Here is a 26,974-nt window from a genome sequence, read left to right as displayed (position 1 = left end):
TCCATTTACCGTCATCCGCCGACGCCGCATACGAAAGGCGCCAGTCCACGCGCCGAGAGTACTGATGACAATATAACTTGTCAATTAATACTATGGTGGTTATTGAATTGGATCCGTAGATGAGTGAAGACGTTGGCCGTCAGGGGGGGCGAGACACTAGCATTTGGTGATAAGTCGAGATGTGAAGAGCTAAGTGGCGATGTGGTTTCTAATCGACGAAAGCAAGTTTGCCCATGGTTTTATCCTTCGGCCAACATGTTTAGTAACCGTCACAAACCATGTGACTAGGTTATTGTCGTGTTACCTCTGGCGTGTAGCGTCACGCCGATAACGAGAAACCAGGACATCACGCAAACACTATGTCTCTACCCGTCAATAACGACAGTAGCAACTCCTCGATCAACGACACTCTGAAGAAGAACAGCGCGAGCGCGAAAGATATTCAGAGCGACTTCCTGAAGATGCTCGTCACGCAGATGAACAATCAGGATCCCCTGAATCCGATGGACAACTCGCAGCTGACTTCGCAACTGGCGCAGATCAGCACAGTCAACGGGCTGGAGAACGTCAATGAGACGTTGAACGCCCTGCTAGCGCAGACGGCAGCGACTCGAGCGATGGACTCGGCCAGCCTGATTGGCCGCTCGGTGATGGTGCCAGGCTCGAAAGTCGCGGTGGCCGACGGTGTGGCAGCCAGGATCGCCGTGGACATCCCAAGTACTGCCGACGCCGTGCAGGTGCAAGTGCTGGACAAGAATGGCAGCGTCGTGCGGACGATCGACATGAAGGGTCAGACCGCTGGTGTGCATGACATCGAGTGGGACGGCAAGAACGACCAGGGGGGCACCGTGCCAGACGGCGAATACGCATTCAAGGTGACCGGCACGGCTGACGGAAAGGATGTCGGCCCCGTCGCGTTGGTCAGCGGCAAGGTCCGCGGTATCAGTGGCGATAGCACCGGGGTGCTTGTGAATCTGGAGGATGGTACGTCGGCCAATGTGGACGACGTCCGTCGCATCTCGTAGCGATCGATTCTTTGAATCGGTTCGCATGAGGCGGACGGATATCGCATAGCAACCTTCAAAGGGGAAAATTATGGGTTTTGGTCAAGGTGTAAGCGGCCTGAACGCCGCAGCGGCGAATTTGGACGTGATTGGCAACAACATTGCCAATGCCAACACGATTGGCTTCAAGTCGGCGACCGCACAGTTCTCGGACGTCTATGCTGGCTCGAAGATCGGTTTGGGCGTTAGTGTGAATTCGGTCGTGCAGTCCTTCAACAACGGCACCATCGCCGCTTCCGGTCGCGACCTCGATGTGGCTATCAGCAATGGCAGCGGATTCTTCCGACTGGTTGATCCGGAGGGGCAGGTGTTCTACTCCCGTAATGGGCAGTTGAACAAACTGGATGACGGTCGTCTGGTCAACGCCAGTGGGCTTCAGGTGACAGGCTACCCCGCCGGCCAGACCACGGGCGTGCCACAACCGATCACCATCAGCAACGCTCAGTTGCCGCCGCGCGCTACCTCACAGATTACCGCTCAGTTCCAGCTGGACTCGCGCGGTACGGTACCACCCGCGGCATTTGTTTCGACGCCTGCCGCACCGCCGACGCCCGCTGTGCCGCCGACTAAAGACATGTACAACTACACCACGCCGATCACTACCTATGACTCGCTTGGCAACAAGGTACAGCTCACCGCCTATTTCTCGAAATCGGGCGCCGCGCCGACGGTGGGAGGCGGTACCGACTGGACCATGCGGGTACTGGATGCCAACGGCAATGTCGTGGGCGGGACCCCGGTAACACTGTCGTTCGATAATGCCGGCATCATGCAATCCACCACGCCAGCCAATCCGTCACTGACGTTACCGGCCGCCAACGGCGCCTCCGCGATGAGCATGACGATAAACCTTGCCGGCACCACGCAGTTCGGTGCGGACAACGATCCCAAGTCGATCGTGCAGAATGGCTTCGCGTCTGGTGCCTTGCTGGGCTTCTCCGTGCAGGAGGACGGCACCATCCTTGGGTCGTATTCCAACGAGCAGACCCGTTCGCTTGGCACTATTGCGCTGGCTCGCTTTGCCAACGACGAAGGCCTGAAGCCCGAAGGCAACAATGTATGGTCCGCCACCGGCGCCTCGGGCCCCGAGCTGCTGGGAGCCGCTGGCGGTGCGGCGGGTACGCTCGAGTCTAACCACGTGGAGAGTTCGAATGTGGACCTGTCGAACGAGCTGGTGAACTTGATTGTGGCGCAGCGAAACTACCAGGCAAATGCGCAATCCATCAAAGCCCAGGATACCGTCCTGCAGACGCTCGTGAATATTTGATAGACGCTGTCATAGCTGTCGGGGCACATTCTGTCGTGCCCCGACAGCACTGTTCGTCGCGGCTACGATGCGGTCAACGGCCCAACACCTCGACGATCCGCTGGCCGATATACTCGCCATGCGTTTCCAGCGCAAAATGGCCTGTATCCAGCAGCTCGACCACGGCGTTCGGGTTGTCGCGCCGATAGGCTTCCGCGCCGGGCGGGATAAAGAACGGGTCGTTCTTGCCCCAGATCGCCAGCGTTGGAATCTGCGCCTTGCGGAAGAATGCCTGGAACTCCGGATATAGCTTGAGGTTGTTCGCGTAGTCGAGGAACAGATCCATCTGGATGTCCTTGTTGCCGGGACGCTCGAGCAACGCTGCGTCGAGCGTATAGCCCTCCGGGGCAACGCTGTCCGGGTTGGCCACGCCATGCACGTACTGCCACTTGGTGCCTTCAAAATGCAGCACCGCGTCGGCGACGACCTTACGATTGGCGGCGCTTGGGTCCGCCCAGTAGTTGCGGATTGGAGCCCATGCGTCACCGAGTCCTTCCAGATAGGCATTGCCGTTCTGCGACACCAGGCCCGTCACGCGCTCCGGATGCGCGACTGCCAGGCGCAGGCCGGTCGGCGCGCCGTAGTCGAACACATACATCGCATAACGTTGCAGACCGATGGCGTCGACAAACGCCTCGACTGTCTTGGCGAGGTTATCGAAGCTATAACGGTAGTTGCGGGCGTCAGGCACTTCGGTAAAGCCGAAGCCGGGCAGGTCTGGTGCAATCACGTGGAAGTGTTGCGCAAGCTGAGGAATCAGATGGCGGAACTGGTGCGACGAGGTCGGGAACCCGTGTAGCAGCAGCATCGTCGGCAGGGCGTCGTCGCCGGCCTCACGGTAGAACACGCGCACGCCGTCGGCGTCTGCGAAACGATACTGGACTTGCGAATCAGGTTGCGCGGTCACGCTCATGGCTGGCTCCGGAATAGGTTCGGTGGACGGCATTGGCGCCGCTTGGGAACGAATTCTAGGCTTTCTGAGTAACCTGTCAAGATGAATTTAGAAGGTTACATAGGGGGCTAGACCTCGCCATCACCTGCCTCACGGCGCCGAAACGCCGCCACCTTGTGGCGATTGCCGCAAAGCGCCATGCTGCACCAGCGTCGCCGATGCGAGCGCGTACGGTCGTAGAACCAGAGGATGCAGCTATCGCTCTCGCATTTCCTGACCAGCGTGAAATCACCGTGGACGAACAGATCGGCAATAGCCTCGGCCAGCGGCACGAGGTAATGCGCGGCGGTCTCCATCGTATAGACGCGCGTCATCACGACGTTGCCGTCGCCATCGAGCTGCGTCGCAAGATGACTGCCACCCGCGGCAAGCGCCACGTTGAGCCAAGCGAGATCGAGTTTCTTGCCGGCCTTGTGCCGCGCTATCGCCTGGCGCAGCGGCTCGCGCAGCGCGCGCGCGCCGTCGAGCAGGCCTTTTGGCGGCGTCCGCGCCGGCGCGCCTTCGGGCAGCAGACCCGCGCGGCCGAGCCATGCCATCACATCGGCATCGGATTGCCAGTAGTCGGTGGGTTCGCCGTCCACGATGCCAACCGTATTGATCAGATCGAGCGCGACGTGATCGGCCAGCAGTCGTGGCATGGTGTGCACGTCATCGGCGTGCGAGTTGGCGTCAGAAGCGGGGTCAGTCTGAGAAGGCGCGCGAGGTGCCATGGTGTCCTCCACGAAGAGGACACCATTCTAGCGTCGATCGGACTCTGTAACCATCAATCGAATTGATTGAAAGTTACGAGATTGCAGCGTCTACTTTGCTGCGGCGCAGCGCGGCTACATCATGCGATGCGAGAAATGTCCGTGTCGCGCATCGCCCAGCAGCGCGCCGAATTCCTCGGTGGTCATATGCACGACTTCTTCCCGGTCACCCGACTCGAAGTAGACGTCGCCGTGCAGCAGCAGGCTGTCATCCACCCAGGTGGGTGTGCCCTGCAACATGCCAACGGGTGGCAACGCATCGAAGGCGCAGTCCCGAAAGACTTCGCGCACGCCATCGCCATGCACGCGTTTGAGCGTGCGGCCGCTTTGCGCGCAGATCTCTGACAACCTCAGACGATGCGTGGAGGGCAGGACGGCGATGACGTAGCCGCGTTCGTCCTCCAGCAACACGGTCCGCGCGAGCCGATCGCCGGGAATACACGTATCGGATATGGGAGTCGGACCGCGGGCGCGGCGTACCGTTTCGAAGCGAACCTGTTTGCGGGTAAGGCTCCGCGCCAGCGTGATAGCCATGGTCATGACGCAACCTCCGAGCGATTGAGCGCTGCAGTTGTCTTGCGTATGGCCACTATAGGTCAGGTGCCGCGCACCATTCGGTGGGTACTAACCCGAGCATGATGCGATCCTTTTCGGGCTCATAGCAATGCACTATCGGGCCGATTACAAAGCTCACATGTTGTTGACGCGGCGTCTCTACTATATTTCGTGTGCGGCGGTCTGGCCGCTCCGGCCAGGTATGACGGCGTTGACGCGAAAGATCAGAAGAATACGTGCGGTAGTCCCCCAAAGGAGAGAGCATGTCTGACGAAAAGTGTCCCTTCAACCACGCTGCCGGTGGCGGCACCACCAACAAGGACTGGTGGCCAAAACAGTTGCGGCTGGATCTGCTGAGCCAGCATTCCGACAAGTCCAATCCCCTGGGCAAGGATTTCAACTACGCCGAGGCATTCAAGAGCCTCGACCTCGCCGCGGTCAAGAAGGACCTGACCGCGCTTATGACGGACTCTCAGGACTGGTGGCCTGCGGACTTCGGCCACTACGGTGGATTGTTTATCCGGATGGCATGGCACAGCGCGGGCACCTATCGCATCGGCGACGGGCGCGGAGGCGGTGGGCGCGGGCAGCAGCGCTTCGCACCGCTCAACAGCTGGCCGGATAACGTCAGTCTGGACAAGGCGCGGCGCTTGCTGTGGCCGATCAAGCAGAAATATGGGCAAAAGCTGTCGTGGGCGGACCTGCTGATCCTGAGCGGCAATGTCGCGCTGGAGTCGATGGGCTTCAAGACGCTTGGGTTCGCAGGTGGTCGCGAGGATACCTGGGAGCCGGATGAAGACGTGTACTGGGGTGACGAGAAGACGTGGCTCGGCGGCGACGTGCGCTATGGCAAGGGCGCGGCGGGCAAGTATGACGACGCGGCGGTGCTTGTGGCGGACGAGGACATGCACGGGAAGGAAGTCAGTCGCAACGAACCCGGGCGTCATCTCGAGAATCCGCTTGGCGCGGTGCAGATGGGTTTGATCTATGTGAATCCGGAAGGCCCCGAGGGCAATCCCGATCCGCTGGCGGCTGCCATCGATATTCGCGAGACATTCGCCCGTATGGCGATGGACGACGAAGAAACCGTCGCGCTGATCGCGGGCGGCCACACCTTCGGCAAGACGCACGGCGCGGGCCCCGCCGATAACGTCGGCGCGGAACCCGCGGGCGCGGCGCTCGAGTTGCAGGGGTTGGGTTGGCAAAGTTCGTTCAAGAGCGGCAAGGGCGCGGATGCCATCACCAGCGGGCTGGAGGTCACGTGGACCACCACGCCGACCAAATGGGGCGGCGGCTTCTTCGAAAATCTGTTCGGCTACGAGTACGAGCTGACCAAGAGTCCGGCCGGTGCCAACCAGTGGGTGGCGAAGGGCGCTGGCGAAACCGTTCCGCACGCGTTCGACCCGTCGAAGAAGATCAAGCCGACGATGCTGACCACCGATCTGTCGCTGCGCTTCGATCCGATCTACGAGAAGATCTCGCGGCGGTTCAAGGACGATCCGGCGGCGTTCGCAGATGCTTTTGCGCGAGCCTGGTTCAAGCTCACGCACCGCGACATGGGGCCACGCGCACGGTATCTCGGACCGGAAGTGCCGGCCGAGGAAATGCTGTGGCAGGATCCGATCCCGGCTGTGGATCATCCGCTGGTCAATGACAGCGATGTGACGGCACTCAAGCAGAAGATCCTTGCTTCGGGCCTGTCGGTCTCGCAGCTCGTGAAGACGGCCTGGGCGTCGGCCTCGACGTTCCGTGGTTCGGACAAGCGGGGGGGCGCCAATGGCGCGCGCATTCGGCTGGCGCCGCAGAAGGATTGGGTCGCCAACGAACCGGATGCGCTTGGCAAGGTGCTAGGGACCTACGAAGGCATTCAACGCGACTTCAATGCCGCACAGTCTGGCGGCAAGAAGATCTCGATGGCCGATCTGATCGTGCTGGGCGGCGCGGCCGGTATCGAGAAAGCCGCGGAGAGTGCGGGTACCAAGGTGACGGTGCCATTCTCGCCGGGCCGTATGGATGCGTCGCAGGACAAGACCGATGTCCATTCGGTCGGCGCGCTGGAGCCGGTCGCCGACGCGTTCCGCAACTACATCAACCCGCGCGTGCGTGTGCCTGCCGAACACATGATGATCGACCGGGCGCAGTTGCTGACGCTGACCGCTCCGGAGATGACCGCGCTGATCGGCGGCCTGCGCGTGCTCGATGTTCACACCGGCAAGGATGCACATGGTGTGTTCACCGACAAGCCAGGAACGCTGACTAACGACTTCTTCCGCAATCTGTTCGATATGAACGTGGAGTGGAAGCCGGTATCGCGCGATGTGTACGAGGGGCGCGATCGCAAGACTGGCAACGTCAAGTGGACCGGTTCGCGCGTTGACCTCGTGTTCGGCTCGCACGCGCAATTGCGCGCGCTGGGTGAGGTCTATGCGAGTACGGATGGCGCCAGCAAGTTCGTCAAGGACTTCGTGGCGGCGTGGGCCAAGGTGATGGACCTCGATCGCTTCGATCTGCGGAAGTAGCGGCCAGTCAAACCAACGGTAGTCCCTGCGGCCCGTCCTTCGCGACGGGCCGTTTTTATCACTAGCGCTAGTCCGCACAGCGGTGGATCTCCACCGTGACGTGGACGATTTCCTCGTGGATGCGCAGGGCGCCGCGGACCTGTGCCGCCGACAACGTGGCGTCGTGGGTCACGAGGCTGACGGCGCAGGAGAATTTGTCCTTGCCTACGCGCCAGACATGAAGGTCGGCAACCTGTGTGCCTTCGGGGCCTACGTTGAAGGTTTCAAGAACTTCACGGATTTCGCCCACCACGGGATGATCCATCTCGCGATCGAGCAGCACCACGCCGGTTTGCCGCAGCAGCCCGAAAGCCCAGATGCCGACCAGCACCGCGCCGACGATGCCCATGATCGGGTCGAGCCAGCTCCAGCCCAGCCACCAGCCGCCGGCCAGTGCCACGATGGCGAGTACGGACGTGGCCGCATCGGCCAGCACGTGGACATAGGCCGAACGCAGGTTCAGGTCGTGATGCGCGTGCCCTTCATGATGATCGTGCGCATGATGATGGTGGCCATGATCATGCCCATGGTCGTGCGCGTTGCCGAGAACAAGCGCGCAGACGAGGTTGACCACCAGGCCGATGACCGTGACGACCATGGCCTCCTTGTAGTGGATGGCCTGCGGGCTGATCATGCGCTCGACGGAGCCGAACACCATAAGCCCCGCAATACCGAGCAGAACGATGGCGCTGGCGAACCCGGCCAGCACCTCGATCTTCCACGTGCCGAAGGAGAAACGCGCGTCGTTGGCATAGCGGCGGGCGGCGGCGTACGCGAAGGCGCTCAACCCGATGGCCAGCGCGTGGGAACTCATATGCCAACCGTCGGCCAGCAGGGCCATCGAGTTGAACCACAGGCCGGCGGCGATTTCCACGAACATCGTCACGGCGGTGATCACCATGACCAGCCGCGTGCTGCGCTCGGCGGCCCGATTGCCCGCATCGAAGACGTGGTGATGCGTCCAGGGAGAGAGATCGTGTGTGTGCATGGTGATGGCTCGGATGGCTCGGATGGCTCGGATGGCTCGCGGATGTGATCTTGCAGCGTATCAGAGCCGCGCGCGCAGTTGGGAGTACTACTACGATCGTCAGGTTTACTGTTCGCCCGGATTCACTAGACTTCTCGCACGACATTCCCGGTGGCGGAATGTCGGCACAGCGGAGTGGGACGATGAGCGACGAACAGAAGGCGGGTGGGGCGCCCATGCAGATGGCACTGGAGATCGTTGTGCTGCCCGTGGCGGACGCGGATCGCTCCAAACAGTTCTATACCCGGCTGGGCTGGCGGCTCGATATCGACTTCAAGGCCGACGATGGGTACCGCGTCATCCAGTTCACGCCGCCGGGCTCAGGATGCTCGGTCATGTTCGGCAAGAACATCACGACGGCGACACCGGGCTCGGTGCGCTCGCTGCATTTGGTGGTATCGGACGTTGCCGCTGCGCGCGAAGATCTGCTGCGACGCGGGATCGAGGTCAGCGAGCCATTCCACGACACCAGCGGCGTGTTTCATCATGCCGATGGCAAGTGCCAGGTCAGCGGCTTCAACCCGCAGCGCAAGAGCTATACGTCCTATATCTCGTTCAGCGATCCGGACGGCAATGCCTTCGTGATCCAGGAGATCACGGCACGTCTGACGGGCCAGGAGCAGGTAGGCGATTCACGCTTCACCGACGAAGTCATCCGCGCGATTCACGCCACCACGCCCGACTGATCGCCCGACTGATTGCCCGAGCAGTCTCACATGGGCTTGATAACCATCAGCGCGAACACGGCCACCATCGCCAGGAACGCGGGATAGCCCAGCAGTTCCCAGCGCCGCGCATAGTGCCAATACTGCTCCGGCAGCGCGGCACCCTGCGCGTGCGCGGCAATGGCCATGCGGTGCATGCGGATCTGGTACCACACCACCGGCAGCCAGCATGCGCCCGCGAACACGTACAGCAGCCCCGATGCCACGATCCACAGCGAGTTCAGCGGATAGCCGGCCATATGGAGCATGTATGCGCCGGACAGCGGCTGCACGATCACGGCAGGCGTGGTGAACCACCAGTCGGCGCGTACCACCAGCCGCGACACGACCGCGATGGCCTCTACCGAGCCCGAGCGATTAGCGAAGAAGAGATAGAACGCCGTGCCAAAGCCAGTGCCCACCAGCAGCACCGACGAGACGATGTGAATCACCTTGACGACGAGGTATTCCATGATGGTTGCTCCGCGTAGAGGATGACGAGAATGGCGAGTATCGGCAGGTTCTTGAGCAGCGGACCGAATGGATGCCACAGGAACTCGGGCAGCGCCGCGGCGATGATCACCGAGTAGCCGACGATCAGTGCGGCCTGCGCGGCCCAGAGCTTTTTGCCTGGCCAGAGCAGACTGGCTACGCCCAATGCCGCATCCACAGCAATGGCGCCATACAGGGCAGCGGTCGCGTAGGCGCCATGCAAGCCGACGGCTTCGAGCATGGCCATGCTGCGGTCGAGCGGGTACGCGAATAGCGTGATCAGTGCAGTGGCCAGCCAGACGATGGCCAGCACCACGCGCAACAACGGTGCGCGCCATGTCGCCAGTGCGCGTTGGCGCAGACCGTCGGCATCGGCACGCGGAATAAATCGTTCGATGGCCAGTGGCGGACGTCCCAGCCACTGAGTGATCGCTGTCATATCGCCATGACTGCCGGCCTGCAGCATGCGCCAGTTGTCCGGGGTCAGGGTCGACCCGGGTATGTGTCCGGCCACACGCGCGGCCAGCGACATCATCGCGCCGGGAATGGTGATCCACGCCGCCGGCCCGAACTGCATGCCGCGTCGATATGCGGCAAGCATCGCCGCGTACGACAGACGGCTGGTGCCGACCAGTTCCAGCGATTGACGTGGCGGTGTGGCGGGATCGATTGCCGCGACCACGGCGGCGGCGATGTCATCGATATGTACCGGCTGGAACTGCGCATCGCCCAGGCCGGGCACCGGAATCGCCGGGAGGCTCGCCAGATTGCGGAACAACGTGGCGGAGTCGCCGTCCTCCGCATAAATCAGCGAGGGGTACAGGATCTGCCACGGTACCGGGAGACCGCGCAGGACCTCGTCCGCTGCATGCTTGCTGCGGAAGTAGGGCGTGGTGCTGGTGGGTGCGCCTAGCGCGGAGATCTGGATGACGCGGCCGACAGCCGCTGCGGCGCAGGCGCGGAACAGCGCGACGGGCGCCAGGTGATGCAGGGCGTCGAAACGGTTGGTCTTCGACTCGACGATAATACCCACCGCGTTGATGACCACATGCATGCCGCGCACGCGGGGCAGCCAGTGCTCGACCGTGGTGTCCGTGCTGAAGTCCATGGCCATATCGCGTGCCGACTCCGGCTTGCGCATGCCGCGGATCACGTCATGGCCTAGTGCTGACAGATGCGCGCAGAGCGCGCTGCCCACCGTCCCCGTGGCGCCGCAAACCAGGATTCTGAGCCGCGTACCGTCGCGCCGCGTTGCGTGTGATACTTCCGATATCCTATTCATACAGTTATTTCAGTATTAACAGAAATTAACGGGCCAAAAAGAAGCGGGTCTGGTGCCCGCTTCCATCGGTCTTCACTTGCGAGCCATCAACTGCGCCGGCGCACCACCTTGCTGATCTTTGCCGTCACGCCCAGCGTCTTCATCAGGGTCTCAGGCTTGAGGCGCAGCATCTCATCGGACAGCGTGCTCATGGTCTCGATGAACTTCAGTGTCTCTTCGATGCGCTGACGCGTGCCGTCGTCTTCCTTGCTCATCGCCGGATTGTCGAGGCATTCCTGCAGTGCCACGGCCGTCGGGTCGATCTCTCGTTGCCGCCGTCCCGCCACGATCAGCTTGAACAGTTCCCAGACATCGGTGGACGTCTCGAAGAAATCGCGCCGCTCGCCCATGAGGTGTACCACCTTGACGAGATGCCAGCTCTGCAACTCCTTGAGGCTGTTGCTGACGTTGGAGCGTGCCACGCCGAGCGTCACGGTGATCTCTTCCGCGTCCATGGGGCGGCCTGCCAGATACAGCAGCGCGTGGACCTGGGCAACGGTGCGGTTCACGCCCCAGCGCGAGCCCATCTCTCCCCAGTGCAGCACGAAACGTTCGGCGATCGGTTTCAGTTCCATGCGTCGTATTCTATTCTTTCGGTTATTTCTGTCAAGAGAGAAATAACTGCCCGGAATCCGGACGGACCGACACCCGTTGGCCGTGCTGCTGCAACTGGCCTTCGTCGAGCGTTGCCGCGCCCGCGGGATCGACGTCGAAGTCGATGCGCAGCATTTGCGCGACGCGTGCATCGTCGATCGGCAATTCCCAGGTGAGAAATGCCTGCGTGTTGTCTTGCCCGGCGGGGAAATCGGCGGCATCGAAGCCACTGCCGGTGCGTGGGATCACCGCGTGTGGCTGGCAGGTATCGAAGATCAGCATGGTGCCGCGCCGCAACGGAATGCGCAGATCGAGCCACGGGAAATGCACGTCCTGCCCTTTGTCCTCGCTGAGGAACAGGTTGCAGAACGCCATGCCGCCATAGTCGCCGTCATGGTGGTAGCGCGCGCCGCGGCAGATCATCAGCGCGATATCGCTTGCGGTGAGCAAGCCCGGTAGTCCGAGGCCTCCGGCCCAGGTGGAGGCGGCACGCACGCAGTGCGTGTATTCCGGCCAGCGTGTACGCGCTCGCGCGAGCGGCAGTTCGCTGACATCGCCGGGATCGAGCATCATGTGTTGCGCGATCTCGCGCTCCCAATCGGCCAGCAGGCGCGTGGGTGCCGGGGCGATTTCGACCACGCCCGACATCACGCGCTGGCTTACGGACCGGCTGCGCAGCGTCTCGCCACTCCAATAGTGGCAGGCCAGGCCGTCAGGCAGGGCGGAGGAAGATGGGTACAAGGGGTCGTCACGCATCGGTGGAGTGTAAACGGGAAGTCACGACGTGGATGTGACGACGGCGGTGTACTAGACTCAAGCTTCGTCTGATTCTCAATGCTGGGAGGCAACCATCATGAGCTCCAGTCCTTCGACGCCTGTCGTCCGCGATGTACCCATCGGTCTGAATGAAACAGGAATGCGAAGGGAGTTCGACAGCATGGGCGAGGTGCCCGTGGCCGCGGACCGCTACTGGGGGGCGCAGACGCAACGCTCGTTGCAGCACTTTGCGATTGGCGACGATCGTATGCCGAAGGCCGTGTATCACGCGTATGGATACGTCAAGAAGGCGTGCGCGCTGGTCAATCACACGGCGGGGCGTTTGCCCGAATGGAAGAAAGACGCCATCGTGCGGGCGGCGGACGAGACGATCGCCGGCAAGCTCGACGATCACTATCCGCTCTATGTCTGGCAAACCGGCTCCGGTACCCAGAGCAATATGAACGTCAACGAGGTGATCTCCAATCGTGCGATTCAGTTGCTTGGCGGCACGCTTGGTACGCAGGAGCCCGTTGGTCCCAACGACGACGTGAACATGGGGCAGTCGTCGAACGATACGTTTCCCACGGCCATGCATATCGCCGCGATCGAGATGATCGACACCGTGCTGGTGCCGCAAGTCAGCCAGCTGGCGGACCTGATCGAGCGCAAGGCCGATGGATGGAGCGACGTGGTCAAGATCGGCCGCACGCATCTGGAAGATGCGGTGCCGCTGACGGTGGGGCAGGAGTGGCACGGCTGGGCCGCGCAGATTCGCGATGCGATTGTCGATATCGAGGGGTGTCGTGGCGGGCTGTATCAACTGGCCGTGGGAGGCACCGCGGTGGGCACCGGGCTCAATGCGCCGAAGGGGTTCTCCGAGGCCGTGGCCGCGCAGATCGCGCAACTGACCGGCAAGCCGTTTATCACCGCGCCGAACAAGTTTGCCGCGCAGGGCTCGCTCGATGCCATGGTGCGCGCGCATGGCACGCTGCGCAATCTGGCGGTGGTGCTGATGAAGATCGCCAACGATATGCGCTGGCTGGCGTCGGGGCCGCGCTGTGGGTTGGGCGAGCTCAAGCTGCCCGACAACGAACCGGGCTCGTCGATCATGCCGGGCAAGGTGAATCCCACGCAGTGCGAGGCCATGGTGATGATCTGCCTGCAGGTGATGGGCAACGACTCCGCCGTGGCGTTTGCCGGCAGCCAGGGCAACTTCGAGCTCAATGCCATGCGGCCGGTCATTATCAACAATTTCCTGCATTCGGCACGAATTCTCGCCGACGGTTGCGACAAGTTCCACAAATACTCGGTGGAAGGCACCGATATCAATCGCGAGAAGATCCAGCAGTACGTTGAGGGCAGCGTGATGCTGGTGACTGCGCTGTCGCCGGTGATTGGCTATCAGAATGCGGCGCATATCGCGGAGACAGCCATCGCCGAGGGGCTCACGCTCAAGCAGGCCGCGCTGGCTTCGGGCAAGGTGGACGAAGCCCTGTTCGATCGCACGATCAAGCCGCTCGACATGGTCGGCCATGGACTCGCCGGGGCTTGAGCTAGAGACGCATGGGGTTGCCGTCGCACAGGTAGCGCATATTGCGTTGCGCATGGGCCGCTCGATGATGGCGAACGGTGCCGATGCCGCGCATACCAGCGCAGCGATGGCCACGCTGGCCGCGCGTCTTGGCTATCGCGCGCATGTGCTGGTGTGCGTCGATGGGCTGGTGTTGACGCTCGAGAACGACAGCGGCTTTCGCACCAAGGTGGGCGCAACGTTCACCGGTGCGGCCGTCAATGTCGGTACGCTCGCCGTGCTGGCCGACATGCTGCGCTATGGACCTGCCGCGTTCGATGCCGTGGCCTACGAGCGCCTGCCGTGGGAGCGCCGCGGCTATCCCCATTGGCTCGTAATTATCGGCGTTGGCGTGGCGGCTGCCGCGTTGGCGCGGCTGTTCGGCGGCGCGTGGGAGGTGGTGGCGGTCTCGCTGGTAGTGGGCATGGTCACGCAGGCGGTACGGATGCTCCTGGCGCGCTCCGAAACCAATGCGGTGGCGGGCGCGGCCGTCTGCGCGTTCGTGGGTGGCAGCGTTGGCGCGCTTGGCATGAAGCTATTTCCCGGGATCCCGCCGACGCTTTGTCTGGTGGCTGCCGGCATGATTCTCGTCCCCGGCGTGCCACTGCTCAACGGCGTGCGCGACACGTTGTCAGGGCATGCTGGCGTGGGCATCGCACGGCTGCTGACTGGCACTGTCACGGTGCTGGCGATTGCTCTGGGATTACTGCTTGCCGCGGGCTTGTTCGACGACAACCTGCCGTTGAATGGCCCGGTGACCATGCTGAGCATCGGCGAGGACTTGTTGTTTTCGGCGCTCGCCGGAGCCGGCTATGCATTGCTCTTCAACGTGCCGCCGCGCATGGCCTGGGCCTGCGTCGTCTGCGCGATGGTTGGACATGGGCTGCGCACTGGACTCGAGACATTGGGCATCGGACTGGCGGCAGCGTCGCTGGCCGGTGCCTTCGCGGCCACGCTGCTGGCGCGCGGGCTGGCGCATCGGCTTGGCGTGCCAGCGGTGACGTTCGCGTTTCCGGGCGTGGTGGCGATGATTCCCGGCTCGTATGCGTTCCGCGCGGCGATTGGCGGCCTGCAATTGATGAATGCGGGCGAGCACGCGTCGCTGGCGGTTATCGGTAGCACGCTGGGTCTGGCCGTGACGGCCATCGTGGTGACCACGGCGATTGCCACCGGGCTGTGCCTCGCGTTGGCTTCGTTTCCCAGTTCCCCTCACCGTCTGTTCGAATCGAAAGGAGTATCGAGATGATCCGTTGTGTGCGCATGTGGACTGGCGAGGACGGCAACTCGCTATTCGAGGAAGGGCATCTGGAACTCGTGGAGGGCGCGCGCGGTGACGCGGTGGGCCAGCCCGTTGCCGTGACGGCGTTGTCGTTTCAGGAAACGCGCACGGGCGGTTCGTATGCCTGGCATCAGGACCCGGTGCCGCGCTATGTCATCACGCTGTCGGGCACGCTCGAGTTCGAGACCAAGTCGGGCGCGACGTTCGTGATTCGCCCCGGTGACATCCTGCTGGCGCAGGACAACAGCGGATCGGGGCACAAGTGGCGGCTGATGGACGATCAACCGTGGCGCCGCGCTTATGTGGTCTATCAGGACGGCACGCCCCTGCGGTTCGTGCCCGGAACGAGCGAGGCATCATGAGCCAGAACGATATCGACAACCCGGATGTCGTGCTGATTGGCGCCGGCATCATGAGCGCAACGTTTGGCACGTTGCTGAAGAACCTCGAGCCATCGCTCAGCATTGTCATGCTGGAGACGCTCGACGATTGCGGACAGGAGAGTTCGCAGGCGTGGAACAACGCGGGCACGGGCCACGCCGCGAACTGCGAGCTCAACTACACGCCGCAGCGCGCGGATGGCACCGTCGACATTCATGAGGCGTTAGAGGTCAATACGGAGTTCGATCTCTCGCGGCAATTGTGGTCGTATCTTGTGAGCAAGGGCGCCATTGCCGATCCGCAGGCGTTCCTGCACGCATGTCCGCATATGAGCTTTGTCTGGGGTGAGGAGAACGTGGACTTTCTGCGTGCGCGCTTCAGGGCGATGTCCGCGCACCACTGTTATCACGGCATGGCGTATAGCGAGAACCACGCGCAGATCGAGGAGTGGGCACCGTTGATCATGGCCGGTCGCGATAACGCACAGCCGGTTGCGGCCACGCGCATCAATTCGGGCGCGGACGTCGACTATGGGACGCTCACGCATCTGCTGGTTGCGCACCTGCAGGCGAGCGGAGGTTTCGCGGTGCATTACCGGCATCGCGTGACTGGCATCGCGCATGCCGATGGCGGGCGCTGGCGGGTGACCGCCAACGATGAAGCCAGTGGCGGCAAGCGCGAACTGACCGCTCGGTTCGTGTTCATCGGTGCCGGTGGGGGCGCGATCGATCTGCTGCAACGCGCGAATATTCCGGAGGGGCATGGTTATGGTGGCTTCCCGGTAAGCGGAATCTGGCTGCGTTGCGACGACGAGGCGATCAGCGCGCGGCATCATGCCAAGGTCTACGGCAAGGCCGCGCATGGCTCGCCCCCGATGTCGGTACCGCATCTGGATACGCGCATCGTGCAGGGCAAGCGGTCGTTGCTGTTCGGCCCCTATGCGGGATTCTCGAGCAAGTTCCTCAAGCACGGTTCGTACTTCGACCTGTTCCGCTCGATCGAGCCCGGCAACGTGTTGCCGATGCTCGCGGTGGCGCGCGACAACCTGCAGCTGGCCGAATACCTGATCGGCCAGGTCTTGCAGACCAGCGCGCACCAGTTCGCCACGCTCAAGGATTTTTATCCGCAGGCCCAGCGCGAGCACTGGAAGGAAGCGGTGGCAGGGCAGCGGGTGCAGATCATCAAGCCAGAACCGAACCACTCGGGCGCGCTGGAGTTCGGCACGGAACTGGTCGCCAGCGCGGATAAGTCACTGGTCGCGCTGTTGGGCGCATCGCCGGGCGCGTCGACGGCTGCGGCGATTGCGGTGAAGGTGCTGGAGAAGTGCTTCGACAACGAGTTGGCGACGGGAGGATGGACCGACAAGCTGCGCGCCATCATTCCCACGTACGGCATCGATCTGAAGACCGACGCCAACGCATGCATCGCCATCCGCGCGTCGACGGCGAAGGTGCTGGGGTTGGAGGTGGCCTGAGGTTGGTAAGTGGAAGCTTCGGTGAGTGTCTACAGAATCAAGATTCCGCCATTGTGGGGAGGAAGTGGCGGTGGCACTGTGTTGTCGAATTCACCGGAGATTGATGATGAGAATGAAAGTACCGATGAGCGACAGCCTTCGCAAGATGCGCAGTGACCCGAATGGCCTGAAGGCGTTGTGGGAGTTTATGGCCACCGCCAAGCTTCATGAAAGACAAGTCATCACCTATAAGGACCGATATGGTCAACAGGTGACGATTACCCTGACGCGTGGTGGGTTCTAGGGACAGACCGTGAACGTCGCGCTTCCTGCTATCGTCTTGTTCCTGCTCATCGCGCCTGGCTTCATCTACCACCATTTCAGCGAGGCGCGAGAGATGCGCCAGGCGGACATGACGCCGTTTGGCACAACGGTACTGAAGTCCGTTTTCTTTGCCGCCGTGCTGAATGGCGTCATCGGTCTCATCGGTGCTTATGGTCTGGGATTTCAGCTATACCTCGGCGATGCGGTGCGACTGCTGTCTGGAACTGCCGCTGCGAGTAGCGTACCCGACGTGCGATATCAATGGCTCAATGAGCATCCATTGCCGGTCATGTCGTACTTTCTTGCTACTCACGCACTTGCCCTAGCTGCCGCGATCCTGCAAAAGCATGTAGTGCATCGGTGGGGGCTAGATCGGACTACCAGCAGGTTTCACCGATACTTTCGGCGGCAAGCCCCGTGGTACTACCTGTTCAGCGGCATTGATCGCAAGAAGGGTGTTGAAACCTTCGGCGTCTTGAGTTAGCGCATTCGTTGCCGTCAATGGAGTGACGAGCCTGTACACCGGCCTTCTCGAGGACTATGAGCTGAGAGACGATGGTCAGCTCGATCGGATTATCTTGTCGGGTGTTAAGCGATCCTCGTTTGAAAGCGATGACTCTGTTTCGTGCAACATCGTAGGAGACAGTCTTCTCATGACTTTGCCCTTCGCTCCCGCTGTAACGAAGGAGCGTCTTTTATCCTGTCAACTGTGACCTCATGATTCTTCAGGCCAGTGAATTGACCGCCCTGCACGTGGCATTCATTGATCTATAGAATCCACAGAGCTTATCGCTACGGTCAATCCCCAACTTCGAACTGCGGGTTCCATGCGGCTTCCCATAGGTTGCCGTCTGGGTCTTGGAAGTAGCCCGCGTAGCCGCCGTAGAACGTATCGTGTGCGTGCTTGGTGATTGTGCCGCCGGCGGCTTCGGCTTGTTTCAGAACCGCGTCGACTTCCGCCTTGCTCGATACGTTGTGGCCGAGCGCGAAGGCGGTGGGGCAGGGTGGGCTGGGTGGCAGGCCGCTGTCCCAGGCGATATCAGCCCGTGGCCATAGCGCCAGTCTGAGGCCGCCCTGCAATTCGAAGAACGCCACCGCGCCATGTTCGAACTCGCGGCCGATGATGCCTTGTGTGGGCAAGCCCAGGCCATCGCGGTAGAAGCGGACGGCGCGCTCGAGGTCGGTGACGCCGAGGGTGAGGACGGAGATGCGAGGTTTCATGACGGCTCCTGCAGGCGATGTCGTGAGTGTACCGAAGCGGTATAGCACCCCAAGGTGTGAATCACCTGCACGTATCTCAGCGCATCAAGGCCCGAGGCAGTCTCTGGGCAAAGGAAAAGCCCGCCGTTGCAGCCGGTCCAATGACCGGGAACGGCGGGAGAGGGGCGCTATTACGGCTTGAAAAACGGTACCGGCGTCATGAGCTTGTTCTCCTGGCTGACGATATAGGCGGCCTCGGCGCTCAGCTTCAGGTACTCGGCCCACGCCGGGTCCTTCTGCAGCGACTGACGTTTGGCCTCGCGATCGGCCGCGCTCTCGTACACCCAGATATGGGTGTAGCTGTTGACGTTGCCAGTATCGGTTTGCAGGTAGGCCAGCGGCTTGCCGAGGTGGCGGCTCTGCGTGGCGAAGCCATGCTCGGCATACAGCGCCAGATGCTTCTTCATGGTGCCGGGGCGGCAGGTGTAGGTGCGAACGTCGTACAGCATGGGTGTCAGTCCTCGGAAGGTAGCGGATGTTGAGCGGAATCAGTCGACTGTGGCGCCGGATTGCTTGACCAGCACGGCCCAGCGCGCCACTTCCTGATTCACGTATTTCTGGAACGCGGCCTGGTCATCGCCAACGGGGTCGGCACCGAGGCCTTTCAGGCGTTCCTTGACGGCGGGATCGGCCACGCTCTGGACGATAGCCTGCGAGAGCTTCTCGACCACGGCGGGCGGCGTGCCGGCGGGGACAAACAGGCCGAACCACGAACGTGCGGACATGCCGGCGTAAGCAGTTTCCGAGAACGCCGGCACATCGGGCAACGCGGCATGGCGCTTGGTGCCGGTAACTGCCAGCGCGCGCAGCTTGCCACCTTGTACCTGCGACAGGACTTCCGGCAGATTGGCGAACATCACCTGTACCTGCCCACCCATCACGTCGTTGAGTGCCTGCGAGCCGCCCTTGTAGGCGACGTGCGTCATCTTCGCGCCGGTCAGCGTGCTGAACTGCTCGCCGGCCAGGTGGGATGCAGTGCCGGTGCCGCCCGATGCATAGTTGACGCGACCCGCATTCGATTTGGCGTAGCTGGCGAGTTCACTCACTGACTTTGCCGGCACGGAGGGGTTCACCACCAGCAGCAGGGGCACCGAAGCCAGATTCGACAGCCCCACGAAATCCTTCGTCAGGCTGTAGTCGAGCTTTTGGTAAAGCGAGGCGTTGATCGCGTGGCTCGAGGTGGCCATCAGCAGCGTGTAGCCGTCCGGCGCCGAGCGCGCGGCCGAGACCGCGCCGATATTGCCGTTGGCGCCAGCCTTGTTCTCCACCACGATCGATTGGCCCAGTCGGGTCGACATGGCCTGCGCCACGGTGCGTGCGATCACGTCGGTGGCGCCACCAGCGGCAAACGGCACGATGATGCGCAAGGGGCGATCGGGGTAGTCCGCCATCGCATTGAACGTGGTGATGGCCAATGCAGTGGCCACGGCGAAGCTCCGTAACGGAGCGATGGCTTTGAACATGTCTGTCTCCTGTGCCTATGTATTCTTATGGCAATCCCGGGGTGTGGCCCGGTTTGCTCGAATGCACGATACTTTACGCGGCGATGGCGTACCAGCGTTAGGACGGATCAGACGTTGGGTTGGACTTTTTCGCGCGTCAGGCGAGCGGACTGCAGTATTTCTTGCGGAAATCGCCTGGGGTGAGCCCGGTCTGCTTCTTGAAGAAGCGCGCGAAATAGGCCGGGTCCTCGATATTGAGGCGGAACGCGATCTCGGCGATGCCCGTCTCAGTATTACTGAGCCAGCGCTTGGCTTCCAGCACCACGCGTTCCTGCACGACCTGGCTGGCCGTGCGCGCCAGCGTGCGCTTGACCGCATCGTTGAGCTGGCGTTCGCTCACGCCCAGCGCTTCCGCATACAGACCGATGGTGCTGAAGGTCAGGTAGTGCGTGTCCACCAGCATGGTGAAGCGGCGCGTGAGCGCCTGATGTGGTCCCACGCCGCCCGCAGGCTCGTTGTCGGGGCACAGGCGGCGCAGGCGTGTCAGCAGAATCAGCAGGGAGGCCTGCACTACGTCGGCAAAGCCCGGCGCGCGATCGCGGGCCTCACGTTCCATCTCGTCGAGCAGCGGCAGCATGCCGTCATGCTGGTCCGGCGTGAGGTAGAGCGCGCTGTTGCCACGCGTGGGATGGAAGAATGGAAACTTCGCCACGTCGTCGGCGCGCGGAAACATACGCGCGAAGAAGTCGATGCTGAAGTTCAGCACGTAACCATACGGCTTGACCGACGACGTCCACGCGTGGACCTGGCCGGGCGAGAGAAAGAACACGCTATGGTCACGCACGTCGAAATGCGCGAAGTCGAGCATATGCGTGCCGCTGGCTCGCGTCATCCACAGCAGGTGGTAGTAGTTGTGCCGATGCAGGAAGCCACGCGGGATATCGTCCCGATCCTCGAGCCGCACGAGATCGAAATAAAACGACCCCTCGCCCGCGAAATCCGAAGTCTCGAAGGTGGGAAACTCAGCGGAAGGGCTGGCAAGGAGGGTGTCGGGCAAGCGCGGGGTTCCTGACGAGAGGCGCCGTGGGCGAAAGCGCCATCGTATCGTAAAAGTTGGAGGCGGCCGTCAGACCGCGAGTCGCTCCCGCAGCCATCCGATAAAGATATCGGTGTCGCGCTGCAGGTCAGGCTGAAAGTCGCGCGCGGCCGGTATCGCCATCCATCCCTGCGGAAACTCGGTAAAGCCGTACGGCGCGACCAGGCGGCCGCTCTCGAGCTCGTCGTGTACCAGCCGGCGTTCGACGAGGGCGACGCCGAGGCCGGCGAGCGCGGCCTGTACACACAGATGCGTGTGCGGAAAGGTTGGACCGGGGGCGGGTGCGATCTGTTTGCCGGTCAGAGCTTCCCATTGATCCCATGCGCTCGAGGTGAAATCGTGCGTGATGCGCGTGCCGGTTCGCACCGAGCGGCGATAGGCGGGGGCGCACACGGGTCCAAACCTGACGGGTGCCAGCGGTATCGCACGCTCGCGCTCCGCGGCGGGATAGGACGAGAGATCCCACGCGATCAGCACATCGGCACCTTCGGAGCGGATCTCCCTTGCCGACGTCATCGAGAGGCGAATCCGGATATCCGGCCGTACGCGATAGAAGTCAACGAGAGCGGGCACCAGCCATCGCATGGCGAAGGTTGCGCTGCATGCCACGTGCAGCGTGGGGCCGCGAGCTTGATCGACGACGCGCGCGTAGCCCTGCTCCAGTTGATCGAATGCTGACCGTACCACCTTGAACAGCGCGTGACCCTGCGCGTTGAGGCGCACGCCTGTGCCGTCTCGTTCAAACAATGCGCAGCCGGCGTGTTCCTGCAATTGCCGCAGTTGGTGACTGATCGCGCCGTGGGTGCGGTTCAGCGCCTCGGCGGCGCGCGTCACCGAGCCGGTCCGGGCGGTGGCCTCGAACGCGGGCAGCGAAGAAAGGGGTGGGAGATGGCGCATCGCGGTATTCGTGAGAAAAACTAACCAAAAAGGAAAATAACTCGATTTTGCATGCGGCGAAACCTTTGTACGCTGACACCGTTGCCAATTTTCATCACGAAGGGGTTTTCATGAGTTTGATAGATGCGGTGGTAGGGTACGAGGTGCTGGATAGCCGGGGCAACCCGACCGTGGAAGTGGAAGTCACGCTCGCGGATGGCGCGACTGGGCGCGCGACGGTGCCGTCGGGTGCGTCGACGGGCGCCAACGAGGCCGTGGAATTGCGCGATGGAGACCCCACGCGCTATCTGGGGCGTGGCGTTCTGCAGGCGGTCGCGGCAGTCAATGACGAGATCGGACGCGCTCTGGCGGGGCGGGATGCGATGGATCAGCGTGCCATCGACCTGACCATGATCGCGCTCGACGATACGCCGAACAAGGGGCGCCTCGGGGCCAACGCGCTGCTGGGCGTGTCGCTTGCCGTGGCGAAAGCCGCGGCCGCGTCGGCGCGCGTACCGTTCTACCGGCATGTCGGAACGATGGTTGCGGATAGCGAAGCCATCCTGCCGGTACCGCTGATCAATATCATCAACGGTGGTGCGCATGCGGACAACGCGCTCGACTTTCAGGAGTTCATGATCGCTCCGGTTGGCGCGCGGACGTTCGGCGAGGGCATTCGTATGGCCGCCGAGGTTTTTCATACCCTGCGTGGGCTGATCGCGGCGGCTGGTTTCAATACCAACGTCGGCGACGAGGGTGGCTTTGCGCCGGACCTCCGTACTGCGGAGGAGGCGTTGGATCTGGTTGTGGCGGCGATCGAGCGGGCAGGCTACCGCGCCGGCGACGACATCGCCATTGCCATTGACCCCGCGGCCAGCGAACTGTACGACGGCGGGCGCTATATCTATCGCGGCGAAGGTGTCGAGCGCTCGATCGACGAACAGGTGGCCTATCTCGCGGCGTTGACGTCGCGCTATCCGATTCGTTCGATCGAAGATGGCATGGGCGAGCATGACACCACGGGTTGGCAACGGCTGACGTCACGCCTCGGCGGCACGACGCAACTCGTTGGCGACGACGTGTTCTGCACGCATCCACGTCTGCTGCGCGAAGGCATCGAGGCGGGCGTCGCTAACGCGATCCTGATCAAGCCCAACCAGATCGGTACCCTCACCGAGACGCTGGACACGATGGCGATCGCGCGTGCAAGCGGTTACGCCGCGGTGATGTCGCACCGCTCCGGAGAGACCGAAGACGTGACCATCGCCCACCTTGCGGTGGCGACCGGTTGCGGCCAGATCAAGACCGGCTCCCTGTCGCGCTCGGACCGGACGGCCAAGTACAACGAATTGTTGCGCATCGAGCGTGCGTTAGGCGATCGCGCGCGCTATGGCGAGATGCCGCTCCCGCGTGTCATGCGTTGAGTGATTCGGCGACAACGTAAGCCGCGTTGCATCAGACCAATGCATCAAGCGCGGAACGGTCGAAGGTCAGGATCCTGTCGTCAGCGCCGTCCCTGATCTTCGACACCCAGTCGGGATCCGCGGCCAGTGCGCGCCCGACGGCGACCAGGTCGAACTCACCGTCATCGAGGCGACGCAGCAGTGCATCGAGTGAAGCAGATTTGTGTTCGGCGTACTGCTCATCGCCGTTACGGGCACGTAGCGCGTGCATGAAATCGGGGCCTTCCAGTCCGACGGAACCCACGGTAATGGTCGGCAGTCCGGTGATTTTCTTGGCCCAGCCGGCGAGATTGAGAGACGAACCTGCGAACTCCGGCTCCCAGAAGCGGCGCGTGGACGCATGCAGGATGTTGACGCCCGCATCCTTGAGCGGCAGCAGAAAAGCTTCGAGCTCTGCTGGTGACTGGGCAAGACGTCCGCCGTAGTCCTGCACTTTCCATTGGGAGAAGCGCAGGGAGATGGGGAACTGGCTTCCCACTTTCGAACGAATCGCCCTGACCACTTCCGCTGCAAACCGCGTGCGCGCCGAGATGCTTCCGGCATATTTGCTGGGGACACCGTTGGTCTTGTCCCAGAAGAACTGATCGATCAGGTAGCCGTGGGCGCCGTGTACCTCGACGGCATCGAAGCCGATGGCGCGCGCGGTTTGCGCGGCGTCCGCGAAGGCGGCAATCACGTCGGCGATATCGCTTTCGGTCATGGCGCGCGAGTTACCCGGCACGGCGGAAGGGCCTTCGGTCGGCGCGTCCGGATTGGGTCCGGTGCCGGGTGCGCGTTGCATCCCCATATGCCACAACTGTACGGCGATCTTCCCTCCCACGGCATGCACGCCTTCCACTACCCGAAGCCATCCCGCGATGCTTTGGGCGGCGTAAATGTTCGGGATGGCTGCGTCGCTCGATGCAGCCGGCCGCCCGATCGTCGTGCCCTCGGTAATGATGAGTCCAACGCCCCCTTCGGCACGGCGCCGGTAATACGCCGCAACGTCGTCACTGGGCACCCCGCCAGGGCTCGCGCGACGCGTCATCGGCGCCATGACGACGCGGTTGCTCAGTTCAAGGCCTGGGATGGCGAAGGGCGAAAACAGATTGGTGTGCTGGCTCATGGTGGATAGAAGATCAGGAGATGCGATAGCGGGAAGCTGGTCGGGCGGATTGCGAAGCGCGAAAAAGTTTCTCGCGCGCGGCCTCGTATGCCTGCAGAAGTCCGACGTCTTCGACGGATGGCATCGTGATGGTCTCGCCTTGCTCGAGTCCGGACAGTGCGGCATCGACCACGTCCTCTGCCGTCATCACGGTGCCGACAGGCAAGTGAGAGGCCGGGACGCCGGCGATGTCCCAGATTTCGGTGTCGGTCGCGCCTGGCAGGACCAGTTGCACCCTGACGTTGGTGCCGGCCACTTCCTCCTGCAGGCCGCGCGTGAAGTTCGACACGTATGCCTTGGTGCCGCTGTAGACGGAACTGATGGGGTATGCGTGCAGCGACAGCACCGAGCTGATGTTGACGAGGGTGCCGTGATTCTTCCTTTTGAAGACGGGCAGGATGGCGTACGAAAGCCGGACCAAGGCCTCCACGTTCAGCGCATTCATTGTCTGATGCTTGCTGAGCTCAGCATCATTGAAGCCAGACAGCGTTGCCACGCCGGCGTTGTTGATCAGTGCCGTAATCGTGCTGTCCTCCGCCAATACCTTCATGACCCGCTCCAGGTCCGACGTTCTGGTCAGATCTGCGGAAAGATAGTTGGCGCTGATGCGATAGCGCGAGGAGAGTTGGCGGGCACGCTCTGCCAGCCGCCCGAGACGGCGTGCAACCAGCAGCAGGTCATAGCCTTGCTTTGCCAGACGCTGTGCGTAGACCATACCGATACCCGAGGACGCACCTGTGACGACTGCCGTGCCCTTGCTTCCTGCTTTGTGATTCATGAGTTTGCTCCCGCTTCCTTAAACATGATGATTGTCATGTTTGTGGATTTATCATGATGTACGTAATGATTGAAGTCAAGGACGACTTTGGATGCGAGAGCAGTGGCTGCCTAACTCGAAAGTATGATTGTCATCATGTAAAACGGATTCCTATATTGGTGACGCGACTCATCGCTACCAACAAAGGAATCTGATCATGGCAACCTACCTCGTCAACCATCTGCGCATCCCGGGCGACATTCCGAATGACGCAGGCCTCTCTTACCTCGAGCAAGTCGAAGCTACCGTGGCGCCGTTCGGCGGGCGGTGGCTGGCGCAGGGGCCGGGGGATGTGGTGGAGGGCGCGTGGCCGGGATCGGTGGTCCTGATGGAGTTTCCGACACGCGAGGCGGCAAACGCGTGGTATCACTCGGCCGCGTATCAGGCGATTCGTCCGCTGCGCATCAAGAATGCGATCTCGGACATCATCCTGATCGATTCGCTGCCGGAGGGTTTCACGATCAAGGCTTTCGCGGAAGGCATCCGCGACGCACTCAGCAAGGGCTGAGCAGGAGTCGCGCTATTCCAGCGGCCGCAAGTCGGCCGCCTCCTCCAACCACTTCATGGTGCTGGAGGTAATCTCTTTCGCAAGTGCCTCATCGTTGACGGTGCGTGCAATCATCACAGCGCCCATCATGGCCGCCCACATGCCGATCGCGGCGCGACGCCGCGTGCGTGGGCCCGCGCCGGGCGCGCTTTTGGCGAAGGTGGCGATCTGCTCTCGCACTTTCTCCGTGATGATGTCGCGCGTGGCCTCGGAGGTTCTCGCGGTCTCCGTGCCGACCGCCGCAAACAGGCAGCCGCCGCCGCGGTTCTCGCGGTGATCGTTCGACAGGTACTCCTTGGCGAATGCAAACAGCGATGCGTGCTCTTGCCCGTCCTCATCGTTCAGAACGTAGTTGCACGTCTGTGCGATGAGATCTTCCTTGGACGCGAAGTAGCTATAGAAGGCACCATGCGTCAGACCGGCGGCGGCTGATACTTCCGCAACCGTTACGCTCTCGAATCCGCGCTCACGAAAAAGTCGCGAGGCTTCGGACAGGAGCATCTCCCGGTTCTGCGCAACGCGTTCTCGACTGACCTTCATGGCGTAGCCCTCCTTGTTGGGCATCATTTATGACAATCGTAATGATTGTACGCCACTAAGGTCAGTTCAACGTGCCATAAAAACTCAGAAGCCAAAGCTGCTGAGGCCTGGATGATCTTCGGGACGTTGACCGAGGGGCCAGAAGAACTTGCGGTCGGCCTCCTTCATCGGCACATCGTTGATGCACGCATGGCGCACCGCCATCAGGCCGTTCTCCGCGAACTGCCAGTTCTCGTTGCCGAACGAACGGAACCAGTTGCCCGCATCGTCATGCCACTCGTAAGCGAACCGCACGGCGATGTGATTGTCGGTGAACGCCCACAGCTCCTTGATCAGACGGTATTCCAGCTCGCGATCCCACTTGCGTTGCAGAAACGGCACGATCTGCTCGCGCCCCGTGATGAACTCGGCGCGATTGCGCCAGCGGCTATCGACCGTATAGGCGAGGGACACTTTCTCCGGGTTGCGCGAATTCCAGCCGTTCTCACCGGCGCGCACCTTTTGCGTGGCGGTCTCGAGCGTGAAGGGAGGGAACGGTGGAATTGGGGTGTTTTCAGACATGAGAGCTCCGTGAAGTAGGGTGGCCGTCGCATAGCACACGCGCGGCAGTTGCGTATGACAACTGCTCTGATTCTGTCGCGCGATGGATACGGTGGCCTTGCTCTGACGCCAAACGATTTGAGAATCGCCCGAAGGAATTT

At 62.2% G+C, this 26,974-nt stretch carries 29 protein-coding genes; 12 read left to right on the top strand and 17 right to left on the bottom strand.

Annotated elements, in window-relative coordinates; translation table 11 throughout:
- Positions 1 to 359: 359 nt before the first annotated feature.
- Positions 360 to 1,025 (top strand): flagellar hook assembly protein FlgD, encoded by a 666-nt coding sequence (locus tag LDO41_RS15050; protein WP_223989475.1) that lies wholly within the window; start codon positions 360 to 362, stop codon positions 1,023 to 1,025.
- A 70-nt stretch (positions 1,026 to 1,095) separates the two neighbouring features.
- Positions 1,096 to 2,331 (top strand): flagellar hook protein FlgE, encoded by a 1,236-nt coding sequence (gene flgE / locus LDO41_RS15045; protein ID WP_223989473.1) that lies wholly within the window; start codon positions 1,096 to 1,098, stop codon positions 2,329 to 2,331.
- A 73-nt stretch (positions 2,332 to 2,404) separates the two neighbouring features.
- Here the strand turns inward: flgE and LDO41_RS15040 are convergent, their stop codons facing one another.
- From LDO41_RS15040 to LDO41_RS15030, 3 genes are all read right to left on the bottom strand, one after another.
- The gene (locus LDO41_RS15040; RefSeq protein WP_223989471.1) at positions 2,405 to 3,283 is read right to left on the bottom strand and encodes an alpha/beta fold hydrolase; all 879 of its coding nucleotides are present in this window, start codon (positions 3,281 to 3,283) and stop codon (positions 2,405 to 2,407) included.
- Between the two features lie 107 nt (positions 3,284 to 3,390).
- The gene (locus tag LDO41_RS15035) at positions 3,391 to 3,960 is read right to left on the bottom strand and encodes a CGNR zinc finger domain-containing protein (protein ID WP_223989469.1); all 570 of its coding nucleotides are present in this window, start codon (positions 3,958 to 3,960) and stop codon (positions 3,391 to 3,393) included.
- Between the two features lie 186 nt (positions 3,961 to 4,146).
- Positions 4,147 to 4,611, bottom strand: a complete 465-nt coding sequence (locus tag LDO41_RS15030) for an aminoacyl-tRNA deacylase (RefSeq protein ID WP_223989467.1) — start codon at positions 4,609 to 4,611, stop codon at positions 4,147 to 4,149.
- A 278-nt stretch (positions 4,612 to 4,889) separates the two neighbouring features.
- Here LDO41_RS15030 and katG point away from each other — a divergent pair, with 278 nt between their 5' ends.
- Entirely contained in the window at positions 4,890 to 7,145 is a 2,256-nt protein-coding gene (katG, locus tag LDO41_RS15025; RefSeq protein ID WP_223989465.1) for a catalase/peroxidase HPI, read from the top strand.
- Positions 7,146 to 7,212: 67 nt separating this feature from the next.
- On the opposite strand, the gene dmeF is transcribed toward katG, so the two are convergent.
- Positions 7,213 to 8,172 carry a CDF family Co(II)/Ni(II) efflux transporter DmeF gene (gene dmeF / locus LDO41_RS15020; RefSeq protein ID WP_223989463.1) on the bottom strand — a complete coding sequence of 320 codons (960 nt, stop codon included), beginning with the start codon at positions 8,170 to 8,172 and terminating at the stop codon, positions 7,213 to 7,215.
- Between the two features lie 182 nt (positions 8,173 to 8,354).
- Here dmeF and LDO41_RS15015 point away from each other — a divergent pair, with 182 nt between their 5' ends.
- A complete protein-coding gene (locus LDO41_RS15015; RefSeq protein ID WP_223989461.1) occupies positions 8,355 to 8,897 on the top strand; it encodes a VOC family protein in 543 nt (180 codons plus the stop codon).
- A 26-nt stretch (positions 8,898 to 8,923) separates the two neighbouring features.
- Here the strand turns inward: LDO41_RS15015 and LDO41_RS15010 are convergent, their stop codons facing one another.
- From LDO41_RS15010 to LDO41_RS14995, 4 genes are all read right to left on the bottom strand, one after another.
- Positions 8,924 to 9,391: a DUF2269 family protein gene (locus LDO41_RS15010; protein ID WP_223989646.1), complete on the bottom strand. Its 468-nt coding sequence runs from the start codon at positions 9,389 to 9,391 to the stop codon at positions 8,924 to 8,926.
- The gene (locus tag LDO41_RS15005) at positions 9,364 to 10,689 is read right to left on the bottom strand and encodes an SDR family oxidoreductase (RefSeq protein WP_223989458.1); all 1,326 of its coding nucleotides are present in this window, start codon (positions 10,687 to 10,689) and stop codon (positions 9,364 to 9,366) included. Before LDO41_RS15005 ends, LDO41_RS15010 begins: the two co-directional genes overlap by 28 nt.
- A gap of 86 nt (positions 10,690 to 10,775) precedes the next feature.
- The gene (locus tag LDO41_RS15000; RefSeq protein WP_223989456.1) at positions 10,776 to 11,303 is read right to left on the bottom strand and encodes a GbsR/MarR family transcriptional regulator; all 528 of its coding nucleotides are present in this window, start codon (positions 11,301 to 11,303) and stop codon (positions 10,776 to 10,778) included.
- Between the two features lie 31 nt (positions 11,304 to 11,334).
- A complete protein-coding gene (locus tag LDO41_RS14995) occupies positions 11,335 to 12,078 on the bottom strand; it encodes a hypothetical protein (RefSeq protein WP_377741501.1) in 744 nt (247 codons plus the stop codon).
- Positions 12,079 to 12,238: 160 nt separating this feature from the next.
- On the opposite strand from LDO41_RS14995, the gene fumC reads away from it, so the two are divergent.
- The 6 genes from fumC (at position 12,239) to LDO41_RS14965 (ending at position 17,572) form a co-directional block, all read left to right on the top strand.
- The gene (gene fumC, locus LDO41_RS14990; protein WP_223989452.1) at positions 12,239 to 13,633 is read left to right on the top strand and encodes a class II fumarate hydratase; all 1,395 of its coding nucleotides are present in this window, start codon (positions 12,239 to 12,241) and stop codon (positions 13,631 to 13,633) included.
- Positions 13,614 to 14,897 (top strand): threonine/serine exporter family protein, encoded by a 1,284-nt coding sequence (locus LDO41_RS14985; RefSeq protein ID WP_223989450.1) that lies wholly within the window; start codon positions 13,614 to 13,616, stop codon positions 14,895 to 14,897. Before fumC ends, LDO41_RS14985 begins: the two co-directional genes overlap by 20 nt.
- Complete coding sequence (locus LDO41_RS14980; protein WP_223989448.1) at positions 14,894 to 15,292, top strand: cupin domain-containing protein; 399 nt, start codon at positions 14,894 to 14,896, stop codon at positions 15,290 to 15,292. Before LDO41_RS14985 ends, LDO41_RS14980 begins: the two co-directional genes overlap by 4 nt.
- Positions 15,289 to 16,785: a malate dehydrogenase (quinone) gene (gene mqo / locus LDO41_RS14975; RefSeq protein WP_223989446.1), complete on the top strand. Its 1,497-nt coding sequence runs from the start codon at positions 15,289 to 15,291 to the stop codon at positions 16,783 to 16,785. The genes LDO41_RS14980 and mqo overlap by 4 nt, the downstream gene beginning before the upstream one ends.
- Positions 16,786 to 16,909: 124 nt before the next feature.
- Positions 16,910 to 17,068, top strand: a complete 159-nt coding sequence (locus tag LDO41_RS14970; protein WP_223989444.1) for a hypothetical protein — start codon at positions 16,910 to 16,912, stop codon at positions 17,066 to 17,068.
- A 9-nt stretch (positions 17,069 to 17,077) separates the two neighbouring features.
- Positions 17,078 to 17,572 carry a hypothetical protein gene (locus tag LDO41_RS14965; RefSeq protein WP_223989442.1) on the top strand — a complete coding sequence of 165 codons (495 nt, stop codon included), beginning with the start codon at positions 17,078 to 17,080 and terminating at the stop codon, positions 17,570 to 17,572.
- A 314-nt stretch (positions 17,573 to 17,886) separates the two neighbouring features.
- Here the strand turns inward: LDO41_RS14965 and LDO41_RS14960 are convergent, their stop codons facing one another.
- The 5 genes from LDO41_RS14960 to LDO41_RS14940 form a co-directional block, all read right to left on the bottom strand.
- A complete protein-coding gene (locus tag LDO41_RS14960; RefSeq protein WP_223989440.1) occupies positions 17,887 to 18,309 on the bottom strand; it encodes a VOC family protein in 423 nt (140 codons plus the stop codon).
- Between the two features lie 170 nt (positions 18,310 to 18,479).
- A complete protein-coding gene (locus tag LDO41_RS14955) occupies positions 18,480 to 18,797 on the bottom strand; it encodes an NIPSNAP family protein (protein ID WP_223989438.1) in 318 nt (105 codons plus the stop codon).
- Between the two features lie 39 nt (positions 18,798 to 18,836).
- Positions 18,837 to 19,811, bottom strand: a complete 975-nt coding sequence (locus tag LDO41_RS14950) for a Bug family tripartite tricarboxylate transporter substrate binding protein (protein WP_223989437.1) — start codon at positions 19,809 to 19,811, stop codon at positions 18,837 to 18,839.
- A 136-nt stretch (positions 19,812 to 19,947) separates the two neighbouring features.
- On the bottom strand, positions 19,948 to 20,847 hold the full coding sequence (locus LDO41_RS14945) for a helix-turn-helix domain-containing protein (protein ID WP_223989435.1): 900 nt from the start codon (positions 20,845 to 20,847) through the stop codon (positions 19,948 to 19,950).
- 69 nt (positions 20,848 to 20,916) lie between these two features.
- Positions 20,917 to 21,783, bottom strand: a complete 867-nt coding sequence (locus LDO41_RS14940) for a LysR substrate-binding domain-containing protein (protein WP_223989433.1) — start codon at positions 21,781 to 21,783, stop codon at positions 20,917 to 20,919.
- Positions 21,784 to 21,893: 110 nt separating this feature from the next.
- Between LDO41_RS14940 and eno the strand changes: the two genes are divergently transcribed.
- Positions 21,894 to 23,186, top strand: coding sequence for a phosphopyruvate hydratase (gene eno / locus LDO41_RS14935; RefSeq protein WP_223989431.1), 1,293 nt, complete (start codon positions 21,894 to 21,896; stop codon positions 23,184 to 23,186).
- A 31-nt stretch (positions 23,187 to 23,217) separates the two neighbouring features.
- Here eno and LDO41_RS14930 read toward each other — a convergent pair whose 3' ends face one another.
- Positions 23,218 to 24,330: an NADH:flavin oxidoreductase gene (locus LDO41_RS14930; RefSeq protein WP_223989429.1), complete on the bottom strand. Its 1,113-nt coding sequence runs from the start codon at positions 24,328 to 24,330 to the stop codon at positions 23,218 to 23,220.
- 13 nt (positions 24,331 to 24,343) lie between these two features.
- Positions 24,344 to 25,147, bottom strand: a complete 804-nt coding sequence (locus LDO41_RS14925) for an SDR family NAD(P)-dependent oxidoreductase (protein ID WP_223989427.1) — start codon at positions 25,145 to 25,147, stop codon at positions 24,344 to 24,346.
- A 196-nt stretch (positions 25,148 to 25,343) separates the two neighbouring features.
- Between LDO41_RS14925 and LDO41_RS14920 the strand changes: the two genes are divergently transcribed.
- Positions 25,344 to 25,694 carry a DUF1330 domain-containing protein gene (locus LDO41_RS14920; protein ID WP_223989425.1) on the top strand — a complete coding sequence of 117 codons (351 nt, stop codon included), beginning with the start codon at positions 25,344 to 25,346 and terminating at the stop codon, positions 25,692 to 25,694.
- Positions 25,695 to 25,706: 12 nt separating this feature from the next.
- On the opposite strand, the gene LDO41_RS14915 is transcribed toward LDO41_RS14920, so the two are convergent.
- Entirely contained in the window at positions 25,707 to 26,300 is a 594-nt protein-coding gene (locus tag LDO41_RS14915; RefSeq protein WP_223989423.1) for a TetR/AcrR family transcriptional regulator, read from the bottom strand.
- 57 nt (positions 26,301 to 26,357) lie between these two features.
- Positions 26,358 to 26,834 carry a nuclear transport factor 2 family protein gene (locus LDO41_RS14910; RefSeq protein ID WP_223989421.1) on the bottom strand — a complete coding sequence of 159 codons (477 nt, stop codon included), beginning with the start codon at positions 26,832 to 26,834 and terminating at the stop codon, positions 26,358 to 26,360.
- Between the last annotated feature and the right edge of the window lie 140 nt (positions 26,835 to 26,974).

The organism is Cupriavidus pampae (assembly GCF_914271485.1).
GTDB lineage: Bacteria > Pseudomonadota > Gammaproteobacteria > Burkholderiales > Burkholderiaceae > Cupriavidus > Cupriavidus pampae.
This window is presented reverse-complemented; position numbering and strand designations above follow the sequence as displayed.